The following is a 23,246-nucleotide window of genomic DNA, read 5'->3' on the forward strand; positions in this document are numbered from 1 at the left end:
AAGTAACAAACTGAAACTAAGACCTAATATCAGAAAGGATACCCAATGAAACTGGCAGAGTTTAGACTCAGGTATAATCTTAACACTTTGCCAGAGTTGGATTTAATTAACTTAAGTCAAGAGCTGAGTAAGGAGCTTCGTAAGGCTGCCGTGTTAATCGCTCTCTATGAGGTCGATAACGAATTGGAGTTGATATTGACTCGCAGACCGACTCATCTTCGCGCTCACCCGGGGCAAATTAGTTTCCCCGGTGGTAAAGTGGAAGCGTCAGACTCAAGTTATCAAATCACCGCATTAAGGGAAGCTGAAGAAGAAATTGGCTTGCAGCGCTCAAATGTCGAGATAATCGGCTCCCTTCCCGCCCACAAGACCTTCACGGGTTTTGAGATAACCCCTTTCGTCGGTATTGTTAAACAAACTTTTCGTCCAGTGTTAGATCCTGGCGAAGTCGATGAGTACTTTACTGTGCCCCTGTCATATTTACTTAAACAGTATCATCGGCATACACAGCGCTTTAGTCGAAAGGGAATTGAATATCCTGTGCACTTTATCCCCTATCAAGAATATTTTATATGGGGCGCAACAGCGGCAATGATTGATTTACTTTGCAGGCAGGTCAGCGCTAATCCAGTTAGAAGTTAGCCCTGTTTAACCTAGCTATTTATCTATACTTATGCAATCTCAGCTTTATACTACGAAGCGAATATACAAGCCCGCCGCTAAAGAGCAGGTAAACAAAAGTGGAATATTGACCCACCAGCCAAGACGGCTATGATGTGCGACATAAAAATTGAAAGCTAAATTAACAAAGCTTAAGCCCGCACAAACCCAAATAATATGTTCCAGTAATACTGTTTGGCTTGGATCCCACTCTAATCTTACCGACGCTCCCTTACTCTGATAATAACCAATAGCAGTATCAGGGCGCGCTTTATCAAAAATAAGTAAGGCATAAATCGCCAAAGACCAACCAATAATGGACAAGGTCGATAACAAGAATTGGAAGAATTTTGTTCTATTCATGCAAGCCGTCCATCATTTTTGTCATGATTGTCGTCAGAATAACAATTTAGGTACCAAGATACCCTACTTTCCACTTGAGAAAAGCGTTTATACAGGTAATATAAACCTCCAAATTATTTAAAAAAACGTTTCGTTGGAGAACTAAGCAACAATGAGCATTACATCTGTCGCTTCTGTGTTTAAAGGTGACTTTGCGATTGGTTCGCAAATCACAGTGCGTGGCTGGGTTAGATCCCGCCGCGATTCTAAAGCTGGGATCTCTTTCCTAGCTGTTTATGATGGTTCATGTTTCGACCCTATCCAGGGTGTTGTGCCAAATAATCTAGAAAATTACACCAACGAAGTGTTAAAGCTTACTGCTGGTTGCTCTGTTGTAATGACTGGTGAAGTTGTTGAATCTCCAGGCCAAGGCCAAGCATTCGAGATGCAAGTCACTAAGGTTGAGGTTGCTGGCTTAGTTGAAGATCCAGACACATACCCAATGGCAGCCAAGCGTCACTCGATTGAGCATCTACGTGAATTAGCTCATTTACGTCCACGCACTAATATCATTGGCGCTGTGGCACGTGTTCGTAACTGTTTATCTCAAGCGATTCACCGCTTTTATAACGAACAGGGTTACATCTGGGTTTCAACTCCACTTATCACGGCTTCAGATACTGAAGGCGCGGGTGAGATGTTCCGTGTATCGACTTTAGATCTAGAGAACCTACCTCGCACTGATAAGGGCACGGTTGATTACGGCGAAGATTTCTTTGGTAAAGAATCTTTCCTAACAGTATCTGGTCAGTTAAATGCTGAAACTTATGCGTGTGCATTATCAAAGGTTTATACCTTTGGTCCTACATTCCGCGCAGAGAACTCAAACACCAGCCGTCACTTAGCAGAATTTTGGATGGTTGAGCCTGAAGTGGCTTTCGCCAATCTAGATGATGCTGCCAAACTTGCTGAAGACATGCTGAAGTACTGTTTCAAAGCCGTACTAGAAGAGCGTCGTGATGACCTAGAGTTCTTCGCTCAACGTGTTGAGAAAACAGCAATCGAACGTTTAGAAAACTTCGTGACTAGTGACTTCGCACAAATCGATTACACTGATGCTATCGAAATTCTTAAAGCTTGCGATAAAGACTTTGAGTACGACGTTGAATGGGGTATCGACTTACATTCTGAGCATGAGCGTTACCTTGCAGAAGAACACTTCAAAGCTCCAGTCGTTGTTAAAAACTACCCGAAAGACATTAAAGCATTCTACATGCGTTTAAATGACGACGGTAAAACAGTTGCCGCGATGGACGTACTAGCTCCAGGGATCGGTGAAATCATCGGTGGTGCACAGCGTGAAGAGCGTTTAGACGTACTTGACGCACGTCTAGCTGAAATGGAACTAAGCCAAGAAGACTACTGGTGGTATCGTGACCTACGTCGTTACGGCACAGTGCCGCACGCAGGTTTCGGCTTAGGTTTCGAACGTTTGGTTTCTTATGTGACTGGTGTATCTAACATCCGTGACGTGATCCCATTCCCACGTTCGCCAAAGTCTGCAAACTTCTAATCGGATAAGCGTTAAGCGACACGATTAATGACTAAAGCCTCTCGCATTTTATGCCAGAGGCTTTTTTATTAACCACCATGTAAATAGGCTCTAAAACGCGAGTTTATCCGTGCCAGAACGATAACAAACTTACAACCTTAAAGTTGGCAAGACCATCCTACCTATTTAAATCAATTATTTATAAGCAAACCCTTAGTTAAGCCCTTGTTAAATTTGAGTGACCCCCAATTGCGTGAGCTTGATCACCTTTCTAAAAAAACAGGGTCACAATGTCCCACATAAAACCCATTTAATGATCTAGCTCAACTGAGTTAATACTGGTCTGTGTAGTATCTTCCAAAGAACTCAAAAGCTTGACTCATATCAATAATACCCAGCTGTTTGAGGCCTAGACTGTTTTGGTTGAGCAAAATCCTTATAAACAAAAAAAGGTTTAACCATGGAAACACATGAAGCCCTTTACCAACAAGGTTTGGCGCGAATGGAACAACTTCGCAAGCTACAACCTCGTACCGGTGAAACGCTACAGCAAAAAATGGAACAAAATGGTATTTCTCGTCGTGACTTTATGAAATGGAGCGCTGCGGTTACGGCCATGTTAGCCTTACCGCTTCCATTTAGTACCTTAGTCGCAGAAGCCGCTGAACTTGCAGACAGAGTGCCGTTAGTTTGGCTGCACATGGCAGAATGTACTGGCTGTAGCGAATCTCTTATCCGTACCGATACACCTAATCTAGATACCCTCATCTTTAATCATGTCTCTCTTGAGTACCATGAAACCTTAATGGCCGCCGCAGGCTGGCAAGCAGAAGAAAATCTTGAACACGCATTATCTGCTTACAAAGGCAACTATTTACTTGCTGTTGAGGGCGCAGTCCCAACTGCAAATAATGGCGCTTATTTAACGGTGGGCTGTAAAGGCCATACCGGTCTGCACATTGTTAAAGAAGCTGCCGAAGGCGCTGCTGCAATTATTTCTGTCGGTACCTGCGCCGCCTTTGGTGGTATTCAAGCCGCTGCACCTAACCCTACTGGGGCAAAAGGTGTTTATGAGGTTGTTGATAGAACCGTAATTAACTTAGGTGGCTGTCCACCTAGTGAGAAAAACATTGTCGGCACCCTGATGTATTTCATCATGTTTGGCAAGTTACCTGCCCTTGATATGTTTAACCGTCCTAAGTGGGCATACGGTGCTCGTGTGCATGATAACTGCGAACGTCGTGGCCGTTTTGATGCTGGTGAGTTTGTTGAGGAATTCGGCGACCAAGGCGCAAAAGATGGCTACTGCCTTTATAAAGTAGGTTGTAAGGGCCCTTATACCTATAACAACTGTCCAACCGAAAGATTCAACCACCATACCAGTTGGCCAGTGCTTGCTGGTCACGGCTGTATTGGCTGCTCAGAACCTAACTTCTGGGACGATATGGCTGACTTTGAAAAACCTTTAGGAAGGCAATTACTGCATGGTTTAGATGCGACAAGCGACACTGTGGGCGCTGTCATTCTAGGTGCAACTGCAGTCGGAATTGGCGCCCATGCTGTCGCCAGTATTTTTGCCAAATCTGAAGAGGAATAATCATGAGCAAACGTGTAGTCATAGATCCAATCACTCGTATTGAAGGCCATCTGCGAGTTGAAGTCGAAGTCGACGAAAATAATGTTATTCAAAAAGCTTGGTCATCATCGACTTTATGGCGCGGAATTGAAGTTATTCTTAAGGGCCGCACACCTATGGATGTTGGCCTCATCGTGCAGCGTATTTGCGGCGTGTGTACTTATTCCCACTACCGCTGCGGTACAGAAGCGGTAGAAAATGCGTTAGGCGTAAAGATCCCCCTTAATGCTAAGTACCTTAGAAGCTTGATGCAAACATCGCTTTATATGCATGATCATATTGTGCACTTCTATCACCTTCATGGTTTAGATTGGGTTGATGTTGTATCTGCATTAAGTGCTGATCCTGCGCTAGCTGCTCAAGAAGCACTTAAATACACTGCCAATCCAATTGCGGCAGGTGAAGGCGATCTTCGAGCAGTGCAAGAGCGCGTAGCGGGTCTTGTTGCAACCGGTAAATTAGGGCCATTTGCTAACGCATACTGGGGCAATGGCACCTATAAGTTTACCCCTGAACAAAACTTAATCGCTTTATCACATTACTTAAAAGCACTAGAAGTTCAGCGTATTGCAGCAGAAATGCTAGCGATATTCGGTGGTAAGTCACCGCATCCGCAATCAATTGTTGTCGGTGGTGTTACTTCAGTTCGCGACATGCTAAGCCCTGCTCGCTTACAAGAGTGGAAGCAAAAGCATCAAATTGTTCAAGACTTTATTATCCGCGCTTATAAAGCTGACATCGTCATGGCAGCGGCAGCATTTGGCGCAGAGCCAAGTGTATTAGGTGGTGTAAACGTTAAGAACTTCTTAGCCACTGAAGACTTCTTGCTAAGTGATGGTCAGTACATGTTTAACCAAGGCGTTATCATGAACGGTGATCTTGGTAACGTTAGCGATTTAGATCCTGACATGATCAAAGAGGATGCGACGCACGCTTGGTATAAAGCCGACGCACCACAGCACCCATACGATGGTACAACTGTTCCCGACTACACCGGCTTTGTTGAGCGTGATACCGTTTACGGTAAGTTACCAACTGTTGATGGCGACGGTAAATACACTTGGGTTAAATCCCCTCGTTACAACGGTGAACCTGTCGAAGTAGGCCCTCTAGCCAGCTTACTTGTAAGCTACGCACGTGGTAACCAAGTAGTTGTCGACTCAGTAAACGGTTTACTTGAAGCGACTGGCTTACCTGTTGAAGCACTATTTACTACGTTGGGCCGCACCGCCGCTCGCATGCTGCAAACTGTTATCGTTGCCGAAGAAGGTCTTAAGACTTTTGACGCCATGCTTACCAACATGCAATCGGACGAAGCCACATACGTGAAGCCGGAGATTGATTCTAGCAAAGAGTATATTGGCCACGCCATGATTGAAGCGCCGCGAGGCATGCTCAGTCACTGGATCCGTATCAAAGGCGGCCTAGTTGAGAACTATCAAGCGGTAGTACCGACAACCTGGAATGCCGGACCTGTGGATGCACAAGGCAAAATGGGACCTTATGAGGCCTCTTTGATTGGGCTTAAGCTTGAAGATCCTACTAAGCCTTTAGAAGTTATCCGAATTATTCACTCTTTTGACCCTTGCATGGCGTGTGCTGTACACGTGATGGATTACAAAGGACAAGACTTAGGTGAATTTAAAATTGATCCCAACGGATTTTAATCAAGGGGGATAGCATGGCAACTCAATCTGCGCCCTACCAAAGGGAACTGATCTTTGGTGCTGCAATAAGAATATTTCACTGGCTAAGAGCCTTAGCCATACTTGTATTAATCATTACTGGGTTTTACATCTCGTGGCCATTTTTGGTGGCACCTGATAACTCCGATGTTCTAGTACAAGGCTATATTCGTGCGGCTCATCAGATCTTTGGATTTGTTTTAGTCGCAATAACCATAGTCCGCGCTTACCTGTTCTTTTTCGGTAAGAGTGATATCGAGCGACGTTCATTTAAAGATGTAATGAGCGTTAAGAGTTGGATCACCCAGCTTAAGTCCTATCTTTGGATGGGACATTTAGACAAAGCCGGCGTCTATGGTCCCCTTCAGTTCGTGACTTACTTAGCAATATCCGTCGTTGCTGCTTTAATCTGCATTACAGGCCTAGTCTTGTATGCCAATGTATATCACGAAGGTCTTGGTGGCTTACTTGCACCTATGGCTAACTGGGTAACAGCATTGATGGGTGGATTAGCACCAGTTCGGATCTGGCACCATTACTTGACTTGGGTCTTTATCATCTTTGTGGTGATCCACGTATACATGGCGGTTTGGTCTGGTATTCGCTTTAAGCATAACTCAGTGGACTCTATCGTCTCTGGCTATGATTACCATAAGAAAAAATAAAAGGAAAACATGAAGATATTGCTACTTGGTATTGGCAATGTCCTGTACGCCGATGAGGGCATCGGCGTACATTTCGTCAATTACATCCAAGAAAACTATTGTTTTGATCATCAAACACATCAACTTGATGTGCTTGATGGTGGAACGCTTGCCCAAGGTCTTATTCCTACACTTTGCCAATATGACTACCTCATTGTTGTAGATACTGTGAATGCTAACGGTGTCGCGCCAGGGGAGGTATATTTCTTTGACTTCGACAAAGCCCCCGCTGAGATTGATTGGCAAGGCAGCGCTCATGAAGTTGAGATGCTACAAACCCTGATCATGATGGAGATGGTTGGTGATAGACCAAAAACCTTCGTTTTAGGGGTTACCCCTACTGTCTTAGAACCTATGACTCTAGGGTTAACCGAACAGATCTTAGCTGCCGTACCTTTGATGGAAAAAACACTACTGAGCCATATGGGATCTTTAGGCTTTACACATCAACGTATTGCGAATATTGACATAAACATTCTCATTCCTGACTCTTATAAACGTGGTTTAACTTTAGATGAAGAATATTAGATTTGAGTTTAATTGTACCCGCGACGTTCCTTTTTACGCTCACCTTTGCAATCAGTACCTGCAAAATGATCAATATGACGTAACCATAGGTAAAAACGACAACCTTTATTATATTGAGGCTAAGGGTGAGCAAGCTCAACTTGAGACTCTAGCCGATGCGATAGCCAATGACTTCTTGATTTCAACCTGGCTAGTAAAGCCACAAATAACGGCTATCGATATACCTATTGGTACTAGAAAGCTTTTAGAAACTACTGAGCTTGACCTTGAATATTGCCAACATTGCCAACCGCAACTTGGTGATAATCAAGCTGCACACTTTGGCGAGATTGATTTTAAATGCCCTTGTTGTATGGCTCATACTAGGATCTCTGCAGATGAGCAGGCCATCTCATTAGCCGATGCCAAAGCGCTTGTTACAAAGCTCGATAAATTAGGCTCTATTGAACTGCCCGTCGGCAATAATGGCGTTGCAGTTATTATCAGTTTCCAACCCATTGAAAACCAACCTATTGAAAGTCGCCAGCAGTTGGTTTGCTGTAATCCAAATAATTTACACGCGCATTTCTGTGTTAGCGACAACCAAGTACTGGCCCTTTCGAGCATTGAGAAGCCTTTTATAAAAGCGCGCCCAATCAGTAGCCATACACGACTTAAGCAACCCATCTACGAGATCTGTTTTGCCAAATCACGTTTATTACTGGTGATCTGCGAGATTTTACGCCAACAAGGCATAGATTATGTTTATATTGCAAATAGTCAGAACCCTAAGATGGCTTTAGTTGAAGCTAAATGGTCATTGATAGATACTCCGCTATCGACACAAAAATTTGTTATCAATGCAATTCGCCAACCTTTACACGATGATGCTCAAGCAGGACACTATCAGGCTAGCTGGAGAGCAAATCATATTGAGATCATTGCCGATAGGCACAGTGTTCAACAAGCCAATACAGTAGCGCCTATCAATAATGCGGCAAAGTGTGCACTGCATGCCGCTTTGATTACAGACACAAAACCAAAGAATATTGCAGCCTTGTATTTCAGTAATACAAGTAAGACACAAATAGTGACTTTAGATGGTAAACAACAGCTTGAACTATTTTTTGAGTTTCCAAGTCTACCCGATAATGGCTATGACATAGTCCATCACCTCGAACTCTCACCGCAGAAAACACTACTGGATAAATTTAAAGCACAATATCCAGAGGATTACTTAAAGCTTCTCTCTTTAAAGCTTACTCAGCCAACCGATAATATTGAGAGCTTGTGGGCCATTGCAGCAATCTTTCTCGGTGCATCAACTCAAACAAACCAGACTAGAGCTTTGAGCAAAACAGAGCTTTGCGATTTCGTAGTTGCCCGCGCCATGTGTCACAAAGGCGCAAATGCACCACGAGTCGATTTTCCGTTAACTCGAGGTGAGGCATTTAGAAGCCTAAACTGGTGTAAGACCTTAGGAAGTATTATCAGCTTTAAAATCGCAGAAGAAGAAAACATCGACAAGCTTGCCTTTGGTATGCATGACTCTTTTGCTGATTATATCTGCAACTGGATTGAGCATTTAGATCAAAATATCTGTATTAAGTCAGTTGTAATCGCTGGTAATAGTTTTGCTAATGAAGTGCTAGCCCAAAGAGTCGCTCTTCGTCTTGGCAAAAACTTTAGTCTTAACTCGAACCCACAGATGGATCTAGATGGACTGAATATCGCCGCCGGTGCCTTATATCTTAAGCAGCGCAGGCACTAAGATCTGATGACAGTATCCGTGACTAACAATAAGGCTAAAAACCTGACAAAAAGTCGTTTATGTATAAAAATCACCGGCATCGTTCAAGGTGTCGGTTTTCGTCCCTTTGTTTATCGTTTAGCTCATGAGCTAAACCTAACTGGTAACGTACTTAATAACAGTCAAGGAGTAACAATAGAGGTTCAGGGACACGCTGTTGCTCTGGCTAAATTTGAAAGTAGCCTTAGAGATCAACCGCCTCCTCTCGCTCGTATTGATAGTGTTAATGTAAACCCATTACCAACTATCGACGCCTGTAGTGTATTTGGCATTATACATAGTGAAAATGTCAGCCAAGCGGTTGTAGCTGTATCTCCCGACAAATGTACTTGTAGTGATTGCTTTGATGAAATAAACGATGCAAATAACCGCCACTTTAGATACCCGTTCACCAATTGTACTAATTGTGGCCCCAGATATTCGCTTATTAATGCCCTTCCCTACGATAGACCAAATACTGCCATGGCTAATTTCGCTATGTGCCCTGACTGTGAGCAGGCGTATTTAGACCCGATGGACAGGCGATACCACGCTCAGCCTGTGAGCTGTCCTAACTGCGGTCCTCAGCTAAGTTTTAAACGAGCTGACTTAACCGTACTCAGCTACAAAGAAAGTGCACTTGAAGATGCAATCAGCGCATTGGTTGATGGAAAAATATTAGCCGTTAAAGGAATTGGCGGCTTTCATCTAGTTTGCGATGCCACTAATGATATGAGTGTTGAACGCTTAAGGCAGCGAAAAAGTCGACCAGCCAAACCTTTTGCTGTTATGGTCGAAACTATTGAGGCCGCGGCAAAGTTAGTCAGTGGCAGTCAAGCTGAGTGGGCGATTTTAAGCAGTGCCGAACGCCCTATTACACTAATGCGTAAGTTGGCGCCACTCAGTCCTGAGCCTCACACTAATACAGAAGCTAACGCAAAAGCAGTTCCTAGTTCCAACAGTCTGCCAGATCATGTTAGCCAAACAAGATCTACTTTAGAGCTCAGTGACTTAGTTGCCCCTGAAATCGACAGGCTCGGTATATTTCTGCCCTATACCCCTTTACATCAACTGTTACTCAGTGGTGTTAAACGGCCTTTAGTCATGACCAGTGCTAATCTTGCCGGTGAGCCAATCATCACAGATAGCCAAACAATCAATACTAAACTGGTTCATGTTGTTGACAACATTCTTGATCACGACCGGCCAATTTTGAATAGCTGTGATGACAGTGTAGTACAGCTAATTAACGATAAGTTGCAAGTTCTACGTTTAGCTAGAGGCTATGCACCGCTTTGTTTATATAGTGAAGCTCCATTAACTAACAGCATTCTTGCTCTAGGCGCCCAACAGAAGAACAGCGTCAGTTTTGGTTTTGAGCATAATCTATTTCTCAGCCCGCATATTGGCGATCTAGTATCAATTGAAGCCGAGGAGTACTTTCACCACACACTTAACACCTTTTCTAGATTATATGAGTTTAGCGCCAGTCGGCTAGTCCATGACAGCCACCCTGATTACACCACCAGCCGATGGGCTTTGTCACAATCTGTGCCTAATATAAGCTCTGTTCAGCATCACTACGCTCATGTATTGAGTGTCATGGCAGTGAATAAAGTCACCACGCCTGTCCTAGGGTTTAGTTTCGATGGCACTGGTTTAGGGGATGATAATGCCTTATGGGGTGGAGAGGCGCTTTACTGTGACGTTAGCCAATATCAACGTATTGCTCACCTTAAACCCTTTACACTTATTGGTGGCGAACAAGCCATTAAGCAACCCGTCAGGCTATTACTCGCTATTTTACTTGAAAAGTATTCACCACAAGAAATTAAGGATTTAAATCTTCCAGCGTTTAATGCGCTTTCACCCATAATGTTTAATAACCTCGTTAAACTTTGGCCAGCTGGCAATGCTATCAAGACTTCTTCAATTGGCAGACTGTTCGACGCTGTGGCTGTTGCACTGGGACTTATTAGTGAAACGCAATATGAAGGGCAAGCCGGGATCTTGATTGAAACTGCAGCTAACAGCATTAACAATGACATTGAGATGAAAAATATTGATGACATGCAATCCATTCAATTTCATATTCAACAAATTGATTCACAGTGGGATGGCTCAGAGCTATTGCGCCAAATCATAGAAAAAATAACTGAGGCCCCACTTAGCCAGAAACGCATCGGTTTGATCGCCAAAGCATTTATGGACGCCCTGAGCGATATGTTATGCCAGTGCGCTAAAGACTACCTTGAAACCCCAATCGTACTTTGTGGTGGGGTATTTCAAAATCGCTATCTACTCGAGCGCAGTGAAAAACAATTAATTGCTCAAGGTAACCAACTGCTTTTCAGTGACAAAGTACCAATCAATGATGCTGGTATTGCCCTAGGTCAACTTTGGCATGCAATGCATAACAACAATCATGTGTGACACCCATCACTACTGAACAGACAAAAATCTGATTTGCATCAAGGTCGCAGTGTTCGACCTGCGTGACAATCAATTATAATCAAAATAACGGAGTTACCTATGTGCCAAGATTGTGGTTGTTCGATCACTCGTCATGATCATCTTTTAAGTTCGGGTCATTCGCATTCAAAAACTGACGATAATATCGCAACCAACCCTCAACTCAATGATAAAAAGACCCTATCTGTCATTCATAAGATTTTAGATAAAAACGATATCGAAGCGCAGCATAACCGAGCACATTTTGAAGCTAAAGGGGTGGCCGCCTTTAACCTAATGAGCAGTCCTGGTAGTGGCAAAACCACATTACTAGAACATTTACATCAATACACAGACCTTAAATATGCTGTTATTGAGGGCGATCTTGAAACCTCCAGAGACGCTGACAGACTCAAAGCTAAAGGTATCGATGCCTTTCAAATCCAAACGGGTGCGGCTTGCCATCTCGATGCGTTTATGGTGCACAGCGGCTTGCATCACATTGATTTAGACCCTCTGGATATCTGCTTTGTTGAAAACGTTGGTAACTTAGTCTGCCCAGCCAGTTACGATGTCGGTACTCATAAAAATATCGTGCTTTTGTCTGTGCCTGAAGGCGATGACAAAATTGAAAAATATCCAGTCATGTTCCGCCGTGCTGATTTAGTGCTTATCACTAAATCCGATCTTATGCCCTACTTTGACTTTAGTATTGAAGAGTCGCGTGCCCAGCTTAAAAAACTTAACCCGAATGTTGAGTTAATGGAGATTTCAGTTAAGGAGCCAGAATCACTTCTACAGGTCGCAGATTGGCTATTAAAGCATAAGGGAGCCACTGCGTAATGTGTCTATCAATTCCCTCTAAAGTTGTCTCTGTTCATCAAGATGAGCAAGCCGTTACGGTTGATACCATGGGCGTTAAACGTAAAGTCAGCAGCCACCTTATCGCAGATCCGCTAGAGATTGGTGACTATGTTCTAATCCATATCGGTTTTGTAATGAACAAAATTGACAAAGCCGATGCTATGGAAAGTTTAGCGTTATATCGAGAGATAGTAGAAAAACTCGAGCAAGAACAACAGGAGTCTTAATGATTGCGCTAACTGATCTTTACCGAGGATTTAGGGATCCTGAAGTCATTCGCTCCTTAGCTAAAGAGATCGCGACTCAAGCAAACTTAATCGACGCTACGATTAATATAATGGAAGTTTGCGGAGGCCATACCCACACCATAATGAAGTATGGTCTAACACAGCTTTTACCCGACAATATTGATTTCATTCATGGTCCTGGCTGCCCAGTTTGTGTTATGCCAAAAGAGCGAATCGATCATGCGGCCGCATTGGCGGGTATGCCTAATACCATCTTGGTTACCCTTGGGGATATGATCCGCGTACCGGGTTCAAAAGGCAGCTTGGCACAGCACCGCGCAAATGGCTGTGATATCAGACCTATTTACGATCCCCTTGATACTTTGAAGATCGCTTTAGATAATCCCGATAAAACGGTGGTTTTCTTCGCTATTGGTTTTGAAACGTCGACACCTATGACTGCGGTTCTTATTGATCAAGCCGAAAAGCGTGGCATAGCGAATCTATTTTTCCACATCAACCACGTTCTTGTTCCCCCTGCTATTGATGCGGTAATGGCCGATCCTAACGTTAAAGTGAATGCCTTTATCGGGCCAGCACATGTCAGCGTGATCAGTGGTGCTAAAGTCTATCGACCTGCAGTAAACAAGTATAACACTCCAGTGGTTGTCTCAGGCTTTGAGCCTGTCGATGTCATGGAGTCTATTTTAATGATTGTGAAGCAAAAAGTGGCGTCAAAGGCAGAGCTTGAAAATCAATACAGCCGCTCTGTTTCCGAAGATGGCAATCTTGCAGCTCAAGAGATGGTCAACCGCTATTTCAAAGTGAGAGACAACTTTCGCTGGCGAGGTCTTGGTCCAATCCCCTCTTCTGCACTGATGTTAAGAAGTGAATATGTCCATAGAGACGCCGAACTTGTTTTTGCTGAGCATCTCCCAAGTGATGAGATTGACGATCATAAGGCTTGTCAGTGCGGTGATATTCTACGTGGTTTATGTAAACCCAAAGACTGCAAGGTATTTGGACGAGGCTGCACACCTGAAACACCATTAGGCAGTTGCATGGTCAGCTCGGAGGGTGCTTGCAACGCATACTATCGCTATAAGGGAGTCTCAGCATGAACACCAAGAATGCTAGTAAAATAGTCCAACTAAGTCATGGTGGCGGTGGTAAAGAGATGAACCACCTGATAAAAGATCTGTTCTTTAAAGCGTTTGATAATCCTATTTTGCGTAGCGAAGAAGATGCTGCTGTTTTGCATTGCGACGGTAACCTTGCCTTTACAACTGATTCCTTTACAGTTTCTCCGCTTTTTTTCTCTGGAGGAGATATTGGTAAATTATCCATAGCAGGGACCGTTAACGACTTGGCTATGATGGGGGCAGAGCCACAATATCTAAGCTGTAGCTTCATTATCGAAGAAGGTTTTGAGATTGCTCACTTGCAAACCATAGTTGAAAGTATGGCAAATGAACTAAAGCAATCGGGAGCACGTATTGTTTGCGGAGATACTAAAGTGGTTCCTAGAGGCTGCGCTGACGGGATCTTCATTAATACTTCCGGAGTCGGCCGTATTTTACGAAAAGGAATATCAGTTAAAAACTTAGCATGTGATGACGTCATTATTGTATCTCGTGATATTGGCCGTCACGGGGGCGCAATCTTAATGGCGAGAGAGGGATTAGCACTTGAGTCTGAACTAACAAGTGATTGTGCAACATTGTGGCCGATAGTTGAACAACTGATAGCGGCAAATATTGAAGTTCATGCAATGCGTGATGCTACTCGTGGTGGTCTTTCTGCCGTACTAAACGAATGGGCCAGTGCATCTGATGTCGAGATCAATGTAAACGAACAAGCTATTCCTGTTAGTGATGAAGTAAGAGGCCTTTGCGAGTTATATGGCTTTGAGCCACTCGATCTCGCCAATGAAGGTACCTTTATCCTAGCAGTACCAAAAGAAAGTGCCGATGCGACATTAGAGATCATGAAACGCTTTTGTCACTGTGAGCAAGCAGCTGTAATTGGCCAAGTTAATGACAACCGAAAAGGCAAAGTTGTTCTCAACACGCCTTGGGGTAGCTCTCGTTATCTTGACTTACCGCAAGGTGAGCTATTACCGAGGATCTGCTAGTGCACGAGTACTCAATCGTTACCGCACTCATTGAAGAGTGTGAACGCCATGCTCAGGCTAATAACGCCAATGAAATTATTAGAGTTGAAATCAAACTTGGAATTTTGAGCGGAGTGGAGCCTGAATTACTCAAGACGGCATTTGAGACCTTTAAGTTAGAGGGGATCTGCCGTGATGCTCAGCTAGTGATGAACATTCAACCCTTGGTTCTTTCATGTTTATCCTGTGGCAAAACGACCGAGCATACCGAACGAAGTGTTATATGTAGTCATTGTCAAAGTGGGCAGACAAAAGTCCTCGATGGGGAGGATATGTTACTCATGCAACTAGAGTTAATGCAGCCATAGCGTAAAAAATGATAAGCCCTACCTCCTGGTAGGGCTCATTAATCTCTTTATTAATCTTTCTTCTTTCTACCTACTCGTTTACTTATCTTGCAACTAATCAGGTTACCAACCTGTAAATCTATTGATGTTACTGACCTAGTTCACAGCATGCTAATTACGACAGAAATCATGCAAGCCTAAAAACCTGCGTGCTGAAACTCATCAGAAATCTCGGCCTTAGCCCTTCTTAGGTTCTTCTGCGCCTGTTCAAAGTAACTAGGGGACATGTCAATTGCTCGCTCAAATAATGCTATTGCTTTTTCATACTTACCTTCAAGCATCAAAAAATAACCTAAGTCATTTAACGCATCAGCTGGAGACATAGTCTGCTCAAAGGCCGAAAGCGCCCGCTTATAAAAACCTTTACGAACATATACAAGGCCTAAATTTGTCCAAGCTCTGTCAAATCGAGTATCTTCTCTAAGAGCCGACTTTAAGTATTTCTCTGCCATGGTCAACTCACCAGTTAAATAGTAAGAATAACCAAGATTAGTAATCAATATCGCCGAGTGGGGTTGCAGTTCAAGGATCAACCTAAAGTATTCTCTAGCCTGTTGATGGTTGTTTTCTACATCCTCCAAAATCGCAATGGCGTTATATACCCTTGCCGGTGACTCTCTATTCGGCACTAGGAAAGCTCCCATGACTTGTTTTACTTCGAGTTCGGCCAACCTTTGTTGATCTAGCTCGATAGCCTTTTCTAGGTGTAAACGTGCATCGCGGTACTGCCGCTTATCCATGCTAATAACACCAAGATCGGCATGAGCCATCATTAAGTCAGGATCAATAACCAGAGCCTCATTATAGGCTTTAAAAGCAATATCCGGATTGCCCCTTATGGTATGAATACGGCCTATTTGATAAAAAGTCTCAGCATTTTTGGCGTTAAAGTCTAATGCTTGAATATAGGCGTACAATGCCTTTTCAAGATTGCCTGACTGTTCTTCGTTAAGTGCTTTTTGTAACGCTTCTTCTTCGTTAACGGGTGCCGAAAACTCAGCACTTATTGAAGATAAAGCACCAACATCCATCAAGTCTTGTCGCTCTGGCGCTTTAACCGGTGTCAGTGTCTCTTCTGGTGTAGTACTACAACCCGACAGAAATGACAAGAAACCGAACATAAAGCATGCTCTTACTAATGCAACAAAGGAAGCTTTAAGCCACTTTCTATTGAGTATCCATGTGATTGCCATTTCTGTCCCCTATTAATAAGTTACTAAAAAGCCTGACCCCATACTTTCATCACCTTTAATACAGCTGGTCCTACTGCGACGATAAAAAATGACGGCCAAATACAGCACATCATTGGAAATATCATCTTTACTGCAAGTTTTGCTGCCTGTTCTTCAGCCGCTTGTAAGCGCTTATCGCGGTATTCATCAGAAAAAACACGTAAGGTTTCTGCTATACCTGTACCTAAACGCATGCTCTGTGAGATAGCAGAGTTCAGTCCCTTAATATCTTCAAGTCCTGTTCTTTCGGTAAACTCCTGTAGAGCAACTTTGACCGTTAATCCCGCCCGAACTTTACTACAGACTAAGTCTAATTCACTTGCTAGACTTGGGTGACTAATAGCCAATTCTTTCGCAACCCTTTGCATTGCAGCCATTAAGCCTAAGCCAGCTTCACAACACACCACCAATAAGTCTAGTGCATCCGGAAAACCGATTCTAAGCCTTCGCATACGTCTATTCGCAAGTGTTTGTAATACTATTGAAGGTAATATAAATGCTCCACCGAGGAATAAACAGAAAACGTAAATTATCCAAAGTCCTGAAATATTTGGGAACAGATTTAAGGTTAAGGCTGAAATTAATCCCCCAAGCAGCAGTAGCAGTAAACGAGCAGCATTAAATACAGCTAATGCATTTTGAGAATGGAAACCAGCATGAATCAATAAGCGTCTTGTTTCATGATTAGAAAAATTAAAAAATGGTTTTTTGGCCATCTCTCCAATACCGTGCTCTAAGGTACCGGTAACATCATGCGTTACCGCTTTATTGACGTCCCCAGCATTTAATGATTTCAACCTTGCTCTAACGGGAGAGTATATTCCACTAATTAAATAAGATATCGAAATTGCAAGCATCACTCCAGCAATTCCAGCGATTAAATAAATTGCCCACTCTACATGCTGGGGATCATCAAAAAACTGGCCAAGTAAACCGATTAGGAAGTCCATATCAGATATCAATCCTTATAAGTTTGCTGATCCACATACCACCGACAAACATCCCGATAGCTCCCCACATCAATAAATCATTACCTTCTTCAGTCCCTGTTAATTCTGCTACATACCCAGGAGTTTGAATGTAAATAACCGCAAATAAAACGAACGGTAGCAATATCAAAATCCAGGCAGATAAGCGTCCTTCTGCTGATAAGGTTCTTACTCTGCGCCTAAAAGTGAAACGTAGCCGAATAATTCTAGCTAAATTATTTATATTTTCAGCTAAGTTACCACCTGTTTCTTTTTGAACCATGACGGCACTGGCAAATGCCATAGCGGATACACTTGGAACTCGTTCAATAAAACCTAGCAGTGCCCTTTTGGTATCTTTACTGTAATTAATGTTAGCGAACATCAGGCTAAACTCTTTAGCCAAAGGGCCCTCCATCTCTTCTGTAACCAATTTAACCGCGTCAGAAAAGGAGTAACCAGCTTGTAGCGCTCTTCTTAAAACGTCTAAAGCATCAGGAAAGCTCTCTTCAATCTTGTCCATACGTTTTGAAGTATCTCTATTTAACTTAAAATTAAATAGAAAAAGCACCAGCACAAACATAAATATTGCTGCTACCCATTCGCTAAAGTAAGCCCATATAAAGCAGGCCATTAAACTTGCAGTAACTAAAGCTAGGCCAATAAACTGATGCCCCATCAATTTATAATCTGCCAGCTCGAGTCGATAACTTAAGCTTTCAATCAACTCAAAACTTTCTAACCAACGTCCAATTGAACCTAGTTTCCCAAGACGACTCTTACGTAAAAGAGATGTCTCGTAGGTAATATCCCCTGATTCTTCCGATAATTTTTTTAATCTTTTTCGAACTAGAGCAGTATTCGCTCTTTGTGGACTATAGACTGGTAAAAAAAGTGCTTGAGATAAAAAAAGCACTGCAACAAAAACCAGGCCAAGAAATATAACTTGGTTAGAAAACATAAATCAGCTCCTAGAACTCCGCAAATGGATCACCACAATTGAAAAGATGATACGGCAACTCAATTCCGTGCTGTTTCAACTTAGTGTGGAACCCTGGAATTACGCCAGTTGCCTCAAACTCACCGATAATCATGCCTTTTTCATCGATACCTTTACGCGCAAAACGAAATATTTCAGACATAGTGATGATATCGCCTTCCATACCATTGATCTCTTGGATACTAGTTACCCTTCTTCTGCCATCTTCTTGACGTTCAAGTTGAACAACCAGATCAATTGCAGAAGCAATCTGTGTACGGATATTACTTACCGGCATGTCAAAACCGGCCATACATACCATGTATTCCAATCGGCCTAGCGCATCCCTAGGGCTGTTTGCATGGAGAGTGGTTAATGAGCCCTCATGACCTGTATTCATTGCTGTGAGCATATCTAATGCCTCACCACCACGAACCTCTCCAATTACTATCCTATCAGGCCTCATACGTAAGCAGTTTTTCACTAAATCACGCTGTGAAACCTCCCCCTTACCCTCAATATTTTGTGGCCTAGTTTCAAGCCTAACGGTATGCGGTTGTTGTAACTGGAGCTCTGCTGAATCCTCAATAGTAACGATCCGTTCATCGCTAGGAATAAACCCTGATAACATGTTGAGTAACGTCGTTTTACCACTACCAGTACCGCCTGACACCAAGATATTCAACTTACCTTTAACACTACCTTTCAGGAGTTCAATCATTGCCTCTGTGACAGAGCCAATATTGATGAGTTGCTGTGCATTTAGTTTATCAACGGCAAAGCGCCTGATAGAAAGAGAGGGACCATCTAAAGCAAGTGGAGGTATGATTGCATTGACACGGGAACCATCTGCAAGCCTTGCATCAACCATTGGGGAAGATTCATCAATTCGACGACCGACGCTTGATACTATCCTATCGATAATATTCAAAAGGTGTCCGTTACTGTGAAACTTAATATCGACTGATTCAAGTTTTCCTCGACGCTCTACATAAACACGGTCAAAAGAATTCACTAATATGTCTGAAATTGATGGATCGGCAAGTAGAGTCTCAAGGGGGCCTAAACCAAGCACCTCATCAATAATAAGATTAATGAGTCGCTTTCTAGTAGATAAATTAATTGGTACATTCAAATCACTTAGGATTTGTTCGCTTATTTCGCTAATTTGAAGTTGAGCTTGATCTTTGGATATAGTTTCAATTAGAGAGAGGTCCATCACGCTCAATAACTTCTCATAAAGTGTAACTTTAATATTTTGCTCTTCAAGAGTTAAAGGTTGAAACTCTTGAAACTCTTGAAACTTACTATCGTACTGATTAATATCCATATTACCCACCTAATATCCGTTTCCAAAAACCCTTCTTTTTATCTTTAACTTGGTGACTACTAGGTAAATATTTATCTGCCAAACTAGTAATATCAAGAATTAATTTTTGCCTTTTTGCCAATTCAGTAATAGGTTTTCCAAGTTCTACACATTCACTGGACAACTTATAATCATTAACAACGGTTGTAATACTCTCTATCCCAATTGCTTCTTTAATGTCTGAAATTGATATGCTTGAGTGTTTATCGTAGCGATTCACCACTAAATGGATCTTCTCATTTGCAATCCCCATTTCCCTCGTCAGTTGTACAACAAGCTCTTTGGTTTGCCGTAGGTGCATTATGTTTTGTTGGGTAATTAATAAAATTGTTGCATCAGAAAGGAGTTCATAGTTCCAATCTTCAGGTCCTCTAGAAAAGTCTAAGATTACTTGTTTGTAAAAATGTCGATATTTCCAAATAAGTTCTTTTATTTGTGTAAAATCGACTTTTTTTTCTAACATTAAAAGCTCAAAAGGCTTAGCTGCAAGTAGGCTTAGATTGCCCTTTTTAGTCATAGTGCTTTGCATTGCAACTTCATCTAGTTCATGAATAGAACTTAATACATCACACACCGAATATTTTGAATCACGCCCCAACATATGGGACAGAGTGCCTTGATGAAGATCTAAATCCAGCATGGCAACATCATTTCCGTCATTTTGAGATACTATATCTGCTAAACTTGCACATATAAAACTAGCTCCAGAACCCGACTTGCCATTGAGTACAGCAACCACTGGTGCCAAGTCAGCCTGCTCCACCAACCGATTTGAAATTTTGGTTATTGATGTAATAAGTTCGTCGCTAGGCGAGTCGTATGGTACAAAATCAGTGACTTCATACTGGAAAGCAAGTCGTAGAATATTCTGAGGAGTATTGATACCAATTAAGACAATATCAGACTCAAAGTTTGATGCATAAGCTAACGCAGTTTGAGCCTCAGTTTCGTTGTTTGGCAATACCAATATAACTAGGTTAAATGGATTATTGTTTTGTGCTAAATACGGTTCGCAATAAGAAGAGGTTTTTGCCTTTAAATTATCAATACATGACAAGGTTTGTTTTAGCCGTTCTAGAGATTGGGAGCCATTAGTAATGACTATCGCCTCAATAGGAAAAGGTAAATTTATATGCATTGAATGTTGTTGCTCTTGGTTGATATTAGAGACACATAGCTCAAGCGGCTTATCCATATTACAACTTACCTCCCTTAAATTTTTTATCACTATATTGACTATAGACAATATTCCTACATTATTTTGTTATTTTTTATAAACTACAATCTGTTGCACCTCCTTTAAACACTCCAAGACTTTCACGAGGTAACGTAGTTGAGAATGTAGGAGAACTGATTACACGGTATAGACCTGGTACTATAAACTGATGTTGGTAATTTATAATTTCAGCTCGAACCAAATCAATATCAATACCAGTCGCAACAGTACCGTCATAGGCTAAATAACTAATAGTTAAATTATTTGAACTCAAGTTTGGAAGGATTGCAGCATCATTAAAAAGAGAGATTGAATCAATATCACTATTAACCTGACAAACAACGGCTAATCTGGCAGCTCTTCTTGATGCTTCATGAAGCACATTATAGGTAAATAGTAATCTGCCAAACTCTATAGCTGCGAAAAGAAGTACAAAAAAAACGACTGCAACTAAAGTAAACTCAATCACATAGACACCGCCTTGTTTTTTTATCGCTTGATTTTTCATAAAGCAGTAACCGCATAACTAGCATTTAAATTAAAAGTGAGATCTATATCATCTCCAAATGAAAGCATATTCAGTTTTTCGGCAAACATTGGCGTCCAATCATAGCTCACGTTAACAACTAGAACTCCACTATCCGCAGGGTACTCCACAACTGTAATATCAGCGCTAGAAAGGCCTGAGAGATTAGTCGTCGTATTAATTGTGTCGCCACTTATCAATACTCGCTTCATTTTGGAGATGCAAAAATCACAATTTACGTCAGTTAATACATCCGGTAAGTTACCCGTAGTATTCACAATCGCAGTATTGGAAATAAAACGACCAGCACTCCTAGCCATCCTGGTTAACTCACTGTATTGAAATAATAGCCTACCGAATTCCACAGTCACAAAAATAACTAACAATAGCATTGGTAAAACTAAAGTGAACTCAATTACAGCTATGCCCTTCTGTTTCTTATCGATCATAATGCCCCCTAAGAATCAGGACTACCGGGGTCTCGATATAAGACAATTGTGAAGTTATCACTCTCAAAATCGGGATCTAATGAAGCATTTCCTGAAGAACCACACTCAGAAATGTACTCGCCAATAATGATTGAAGTATTGCCAGTATGCTCAACTTTCTGTGTCAAAAAGAAGCAACCGATCGACTTAACCGTTACCACATTTTTACCATTTATCTTGCCAGTGCAATCACCAATAACAACAGGTAGCTTTCTTCTATCAGCCTTAGTCGTAGTAGAAGGTTCTAAAATATTACCACTTTTACAAAATGTATCGTGTGATACAGGGTTCTCACTTGCGTCTTGCCCGTAATAAGCCGCGTAGCTATAATATTCTGCAGTAGGGTTAGTAATACTTGCTTCGCTATCAACTAATAATTTATCACCTTCACATGTATTAAGATCTCTCGGGTGATCAGTTGAATTCAAAGAATTACCGTTTGGCCATTCCCCAAATCGGGTATTTAAACCACTTGCTACTGGGCCAACTTTATTTCCCGGTTCTGTAGGCACTGTTTGACCAACACCTACACACGCACCAGGTGAATATTCACCCGCTAAACCTTGCTCAATACCTTTACCGCCTGGTCCACCTAAATCCAAAAGCTGAAAGTTACCAGGGCCAAGTGTAATATCTGGGTCTGAAGGCTTTTGTTTTGAACCGATTTTCATTACATAGAGACCGCCGTGTCCCATACCATAGTCGTCAGGTTGAGACATATCACCACAAACAAGAAGCGGAACAACCTTGTTTAGACACTCAATGTCAGTGCTCCTACCCGCAACTGCTGAGGCTCTTACTTTTTTATCAAAGTTAAGTATTTCAGCCAAAAAGTTATTTAATCCAACATCTTCAACACTGACACGAACATACTCATATGTTTCATCCGCTCCAGGAATAAAAGGATCCGGTGTAGCTGAGAACTCAACACTGACATGCTCTGTCACTTGAGAGTCGTTATAGTCAGGAGTTGAAAGTGTTACTACATCTAATATTTCATTGTTCTCAGAGTGACCTAAGTTTTGAGATAAAATAGAAATAACATTTTGTCTTGCTTCGTATAGCGAACCGCCGTCTTGGAGTTTTTTTGCTGCACTTAACGCAGCAGAGTCAACCGCATTTTGCAGACGACCTTTGTTAAGCAGCATATGACTGCTATCGACAGCTAAAGCCGCTACAGCCACAATTGCAAATAATCCAATTGTAAACATGATAATTATTGCGCCAGACTGCTTTTTACAAAGCAATGAAGATAAAAATATTTGAGAACTCTTACCAGCCATTACTGTAGCCTCTAATTAATTCGAACTACCACTAGTAACAGAGTTTATGTCGTTAGCGGTTTTTGGTGAAACAGAACTTGCACGGTAGGATTGCATCACCTTACGTCCGTAGTTACCGTCAAGACTAAGTATAATACCGTCATTGCGTTCTGCAGCATCTGGGTCAAGTATTTGTACCTGTTTAATCTGATAGTGACTCTCTCCCATAGGGAAGTCATTGATTTTTGTGCAAGCACTGCTGCCTATTA

General features: G+C 42.1%; 23 protein-coding genes. 13 read left to right on the plus strand and 10 right to left on the minus strand.

From position 1 onward, the window contains the following. The first annotated feature begins 45 nt into the window (after positions 1-45). Complete coding sequence (locus K5Q73_RS19345; protein ID WP_220760698.1) at positions 46-642, plus strand: CoA pyrophosphatase; 597 nt, start codon at positions 46-48, stop codon at positions 640-642. A 45-nt stretch (positions 643-687) separates the two neighbouring features. Here K5Q73_RS19345 and K5Q73_RS19350 read toward each other — a convergent pair whose 3' ends face one another. Further along, the gene (locus K5Q73_RS19350; protein WP_220760700.1) at positions 688-1,023 is read right to left on the minus strand and encodes a hypothetical protein; all 336 of its coding nucleotides are present in this window, start codon (positions 1,021-1,023) and stop codon (positions 688-690) included. A 151-nt stretch (positions 1,024-1,174) separates the two neighbouring features. Here K5Q73_RS19350 and asnS point away from each other — a divergent pair, with 151 nt between their 5' ends. From asnS to K5Q73_RS19410, 12 genes are all read left to right on the plus strand, one after another. Then, the gene (gene asnS / locus K5Q73_RS19355) at positions 1,175-2,575 is read left to right on the plus strand and encodes an asparagine--tRNA ligase (protein ID WP_220760702.1); all 1,401 of its coding nucleotides are present in this window, start codon (positions 1,175-1,177) and stop codon (positions 2,573-2,575) included. Positions 2,576-3,014: 439 nt separating this feature from the next. Beyond that, on the plus strand, positions 3,015-4,151 hold the full coding sequence (hyaA, locus tag K5Q73_RS19360) for a hydrogenase small subunit (protein WP_220760704.1): 1,137 nt from the start codon (positions 3,015-3,017) through the stop codon (positions 4,149-4,151). 2 nt (positions 4,152-4,153) lie between these two features. Continuing rightward, the gene (hyaB, locus tag K5Q73_RS19365; RefSeq protein ID WP_220760706.1) at positions 4,154-5,857 is read left to right on the plus strand and encodes a nickel-dependent hydrogenase large subunit; all 1,704 of its coding nucleotides are present in this window, start codon (positions 4,154-4,156) and stop codon (positions 5,855-5,857) included. 14 nt (positions 5,858-5,871) lie between these two features. Beyond that, positions 5,872-6,540, plus strand: a complete 669-nt coding sequence (cybH, locus tag K5Q73_RS19370; RefSeq protein WP_220760708.1) for a Ni/Fe-hydrogenase, b-type cytochrome subunit — start codon at positions 5,872-5,874, stop codon at positions 6,538-6,540. Positions 6,541-6,549: 9 nt separating this feature from the next. After that, positions 6,550-7,107 carry a HyaD/HybD family hydrogenase maturation endopeptidase gene (locus tag K5Q73_RS19375; RefSeq protein ID WP_220760710.1) on the plus strand — a complete coding sequence of 186 codons (558 nt, stop codon included), beginning with the start codon at positions 6,550-6,552 and terminating at the stop codon, positions 7,105-7,107. Further along, positions 7,094-8,857 carry a NiFe hydrogenase gene (locus K5Q73_RS19380; RefSeq protein WP_220760712.1) on the plus strand — a complete coding sequence of 588 codons (1,764 nt, stop codon included), beginning with the start codon at positions 7,094-7,096 and terminating at the stop codon, positions 8,855-8,857. The genes K5Q73_RS19375 and K5Q73_RS19380 overlap by 14 nt, the downstream gene beginning before the upstream one ends. A gap of 6 nt (positions 8,858-8,863) precedes the next feature. After that, positions 8,864-11,308, plus strand: a complete 2,445-nt coding sequence (locus K5Q73_RS19385) for a carbamoyltransferase HypF (RefSeq protein WP_220760714.1) — start codon at positions 8,864-8,866, stop codon at positions 11,306-11,308. A 99-nt stretch (positions 11,309-11,407) separates the two neighbouring features. Continuing rightward, a complete protein-coding gene (gene hypB, locus K5Q73_RS19390; protein WP_220760716.1) occupies positions 11,408-12,169 on the plus strand; it encodes a hydrogenase nickel incorporation protein HypB in 762 nt (253 codons plus the stop codon). Next, positions 12,169-12,417, plus strand: a complete 249-nt coding sequence (locus tag K5Q73_RS19395; protein ID WP_220760718.1) for a HypC/HybG/HupF family hydrogenase formation chaperone — start codon at positions 12,169-12,171, stop codon at positions 12,415-12,417. The genes hypB and K5Q73_RS19395 overlap by 1 nt, the downstream gene beginning before the upstream one ends. Beyond that, a complete protein-coding gene (gene hypD / locus K5Q73_RS19400; protein WP_220760720.1) occupies positions 12,417-13,538 on the plus strand; it encodes a hydrogenase formation protein HypD in 1,122 nt (373 codons plus the stop codon). The genes K5Q73_RS19395 and hypD overlap by 1 nt, the downstream gene beginning before the upstream one ends. Further along, positions 13,535-14,551 carry a hydrogenase expression/formation protein HypE gene (hypE, locus tag K5Q73_RS19405; RefSeq protein ID WP_220760722.1) on the plus strand — a complete coding sequence of 339 codons (1,017 nt, stop codon included), beginning with the start codon at positions 13,535-13,537 and terminating at the stop codon, positions 14,549-14,551. The genes hypD and hypE overlap by 4 nt, the downstream gene beginning before the upstream one ends. Further along, the gene (locus tag K5Q73_RS19410; protein WP_220760724.1) at positions 14,551-14,898 is read left to right on the plus strand and encodes a hydrogenase maturation nickel metallochaperone HypA; all 348 of its coding nucleotides are present in this window, start codon (positions 14,551-14,553) and stop codon (positions 14,896-14,898) included. The genes hypE and K5Q73_RS19410 overlap by 1 nt, the downstream gene beginning before the upstream one ends. A gap of 176 nt (positions 14,899-15,074) precedes the next feature. Here the strand turns inward: K5Q73_RS19410 and K5Q73_RS19415 are convergent, their stop codons facing one another. The 9 genes from K5Q73_RS19415 to K5Q73_RS19455 form a co-directional block, all read right to left on the minus strand. Continuing rightward, the gene (locus tag K5Q73_RS19415; protein ID WP_220760726.1) at positions 15,075-16,130 is read right to left on the minus strand and encodes a lipopolysaccharide assembly protein LapB; all 1,056 of its coding nucleotides are present in this window, start codon (positions 16,128-16,130) and stop codon (positions 15,075-15,077) included. A 23-nt stretch (positions 16,131-16,153) separates the two neighbouring features. After that, positions 16,154-17,119 (minus strand): type II secretion system F family protein, encoded by a 966-nt coding sequence (locus K5Q73_RS19420; protein ID WP_220760728.1) that lies wholly within the window; start codon positions 17,117-17,119, stop codon positions 16,154-16,156. A 1-nt stretch (position 17,120) separates the two neighbouring features. Further along, a complete protein-coding gene (locus tag K5Q73_RS19425) occupies positions 17,121-18,098 on the minus strand; it encodes a type II secretion system F family protein (protein ID WP_220766166.1) in 978 nt (325 codons plus the stop codon). 10 nt (positions 18,099-18,108) lie between these two features. Continuing rightward, entirely contained in the window at positions 18,109-19,446 is a 1,338-nt protein-coding gene (locus tag K5Q73_RS19430; protein WP_220765717.1) for a CpaF family protein, read from the minus strand. Position 19,447: 1 nt separating this feature from the next. Further along, a complete protein-coding gene (locus K5Q73_RS19435) occupies positions 19,448-20,680 on the minus strand; it encodes a pilus assembly protein CpaE (RefSeq protein ID WP_220765718.1) in 1,233 nt (410 codons plus the stop codon). Between the two features lie 76 nt (positions 20,681-20,756). Beyond that, positions 20,757-21,209 (minus strand): TadE/TadG family type IV pilus assembly protein, encoded by a 453-nt coding sequence (locus K5Q73_RS19440; protein WP_259650856.1) that lies wholly within the window; start codon positions 21,207-21,209, stop codon positions 20,757-20,759. Then, the gene (locus K5Q73_RS19445) at positions 21,206-21,676 is read right to left on the minus strand and encodes a TadE/TadG family type IV pilus assembly protein (RefSeq protein WP_220765719.1); all 471 of its coding nucleotides are present in this window, start codon (positions 21,674-21,676) and stop codon (positions 21,206-21,208) included. The genes K5Q73_RS19440 and K5Q73_RS19445 overlap by 4 nt, the downstream gene beginning before the upstream one ends. Before the next feature lie 8 nt (positions 21,677-21,684). Further along, positions 21,685-22,998 carry a Tad domain-containing protein gene (locus K5Q73_RS19450; RefSeq protein ID WP_220765720.1) on the minus strand — a complete coding sequence of 438 codons (1,314 nt, stop codon included), beginning with the start codon at positions 22,996-22,998 and terminating at the stop codon, positions 21,685-21,687. Between the two features lie 15 nt (positions 22,999-23,013). Then, a complete protein-coding gene (locus K5Q73_RS19455; RefSeq protein WP_259650857.1) occupies positions 23,014-23,205 on the minus strand; it encodes a hypothetical protein in 192 nt (63 codons plus the stop codon). Positions 23,206-23,246: the final 41 nt, after the last annotated feature.

The sequence above is a fragment of the Shewanella sp. MBTL60-112-B2 genome (genome assembly GCF_019655055.1).
Taxonomy (GTDB): Bacteria; Pseudomonadota; Gammaproteobacteria; order Enterobacterales; family Shewanellaceae; genus Shewanella.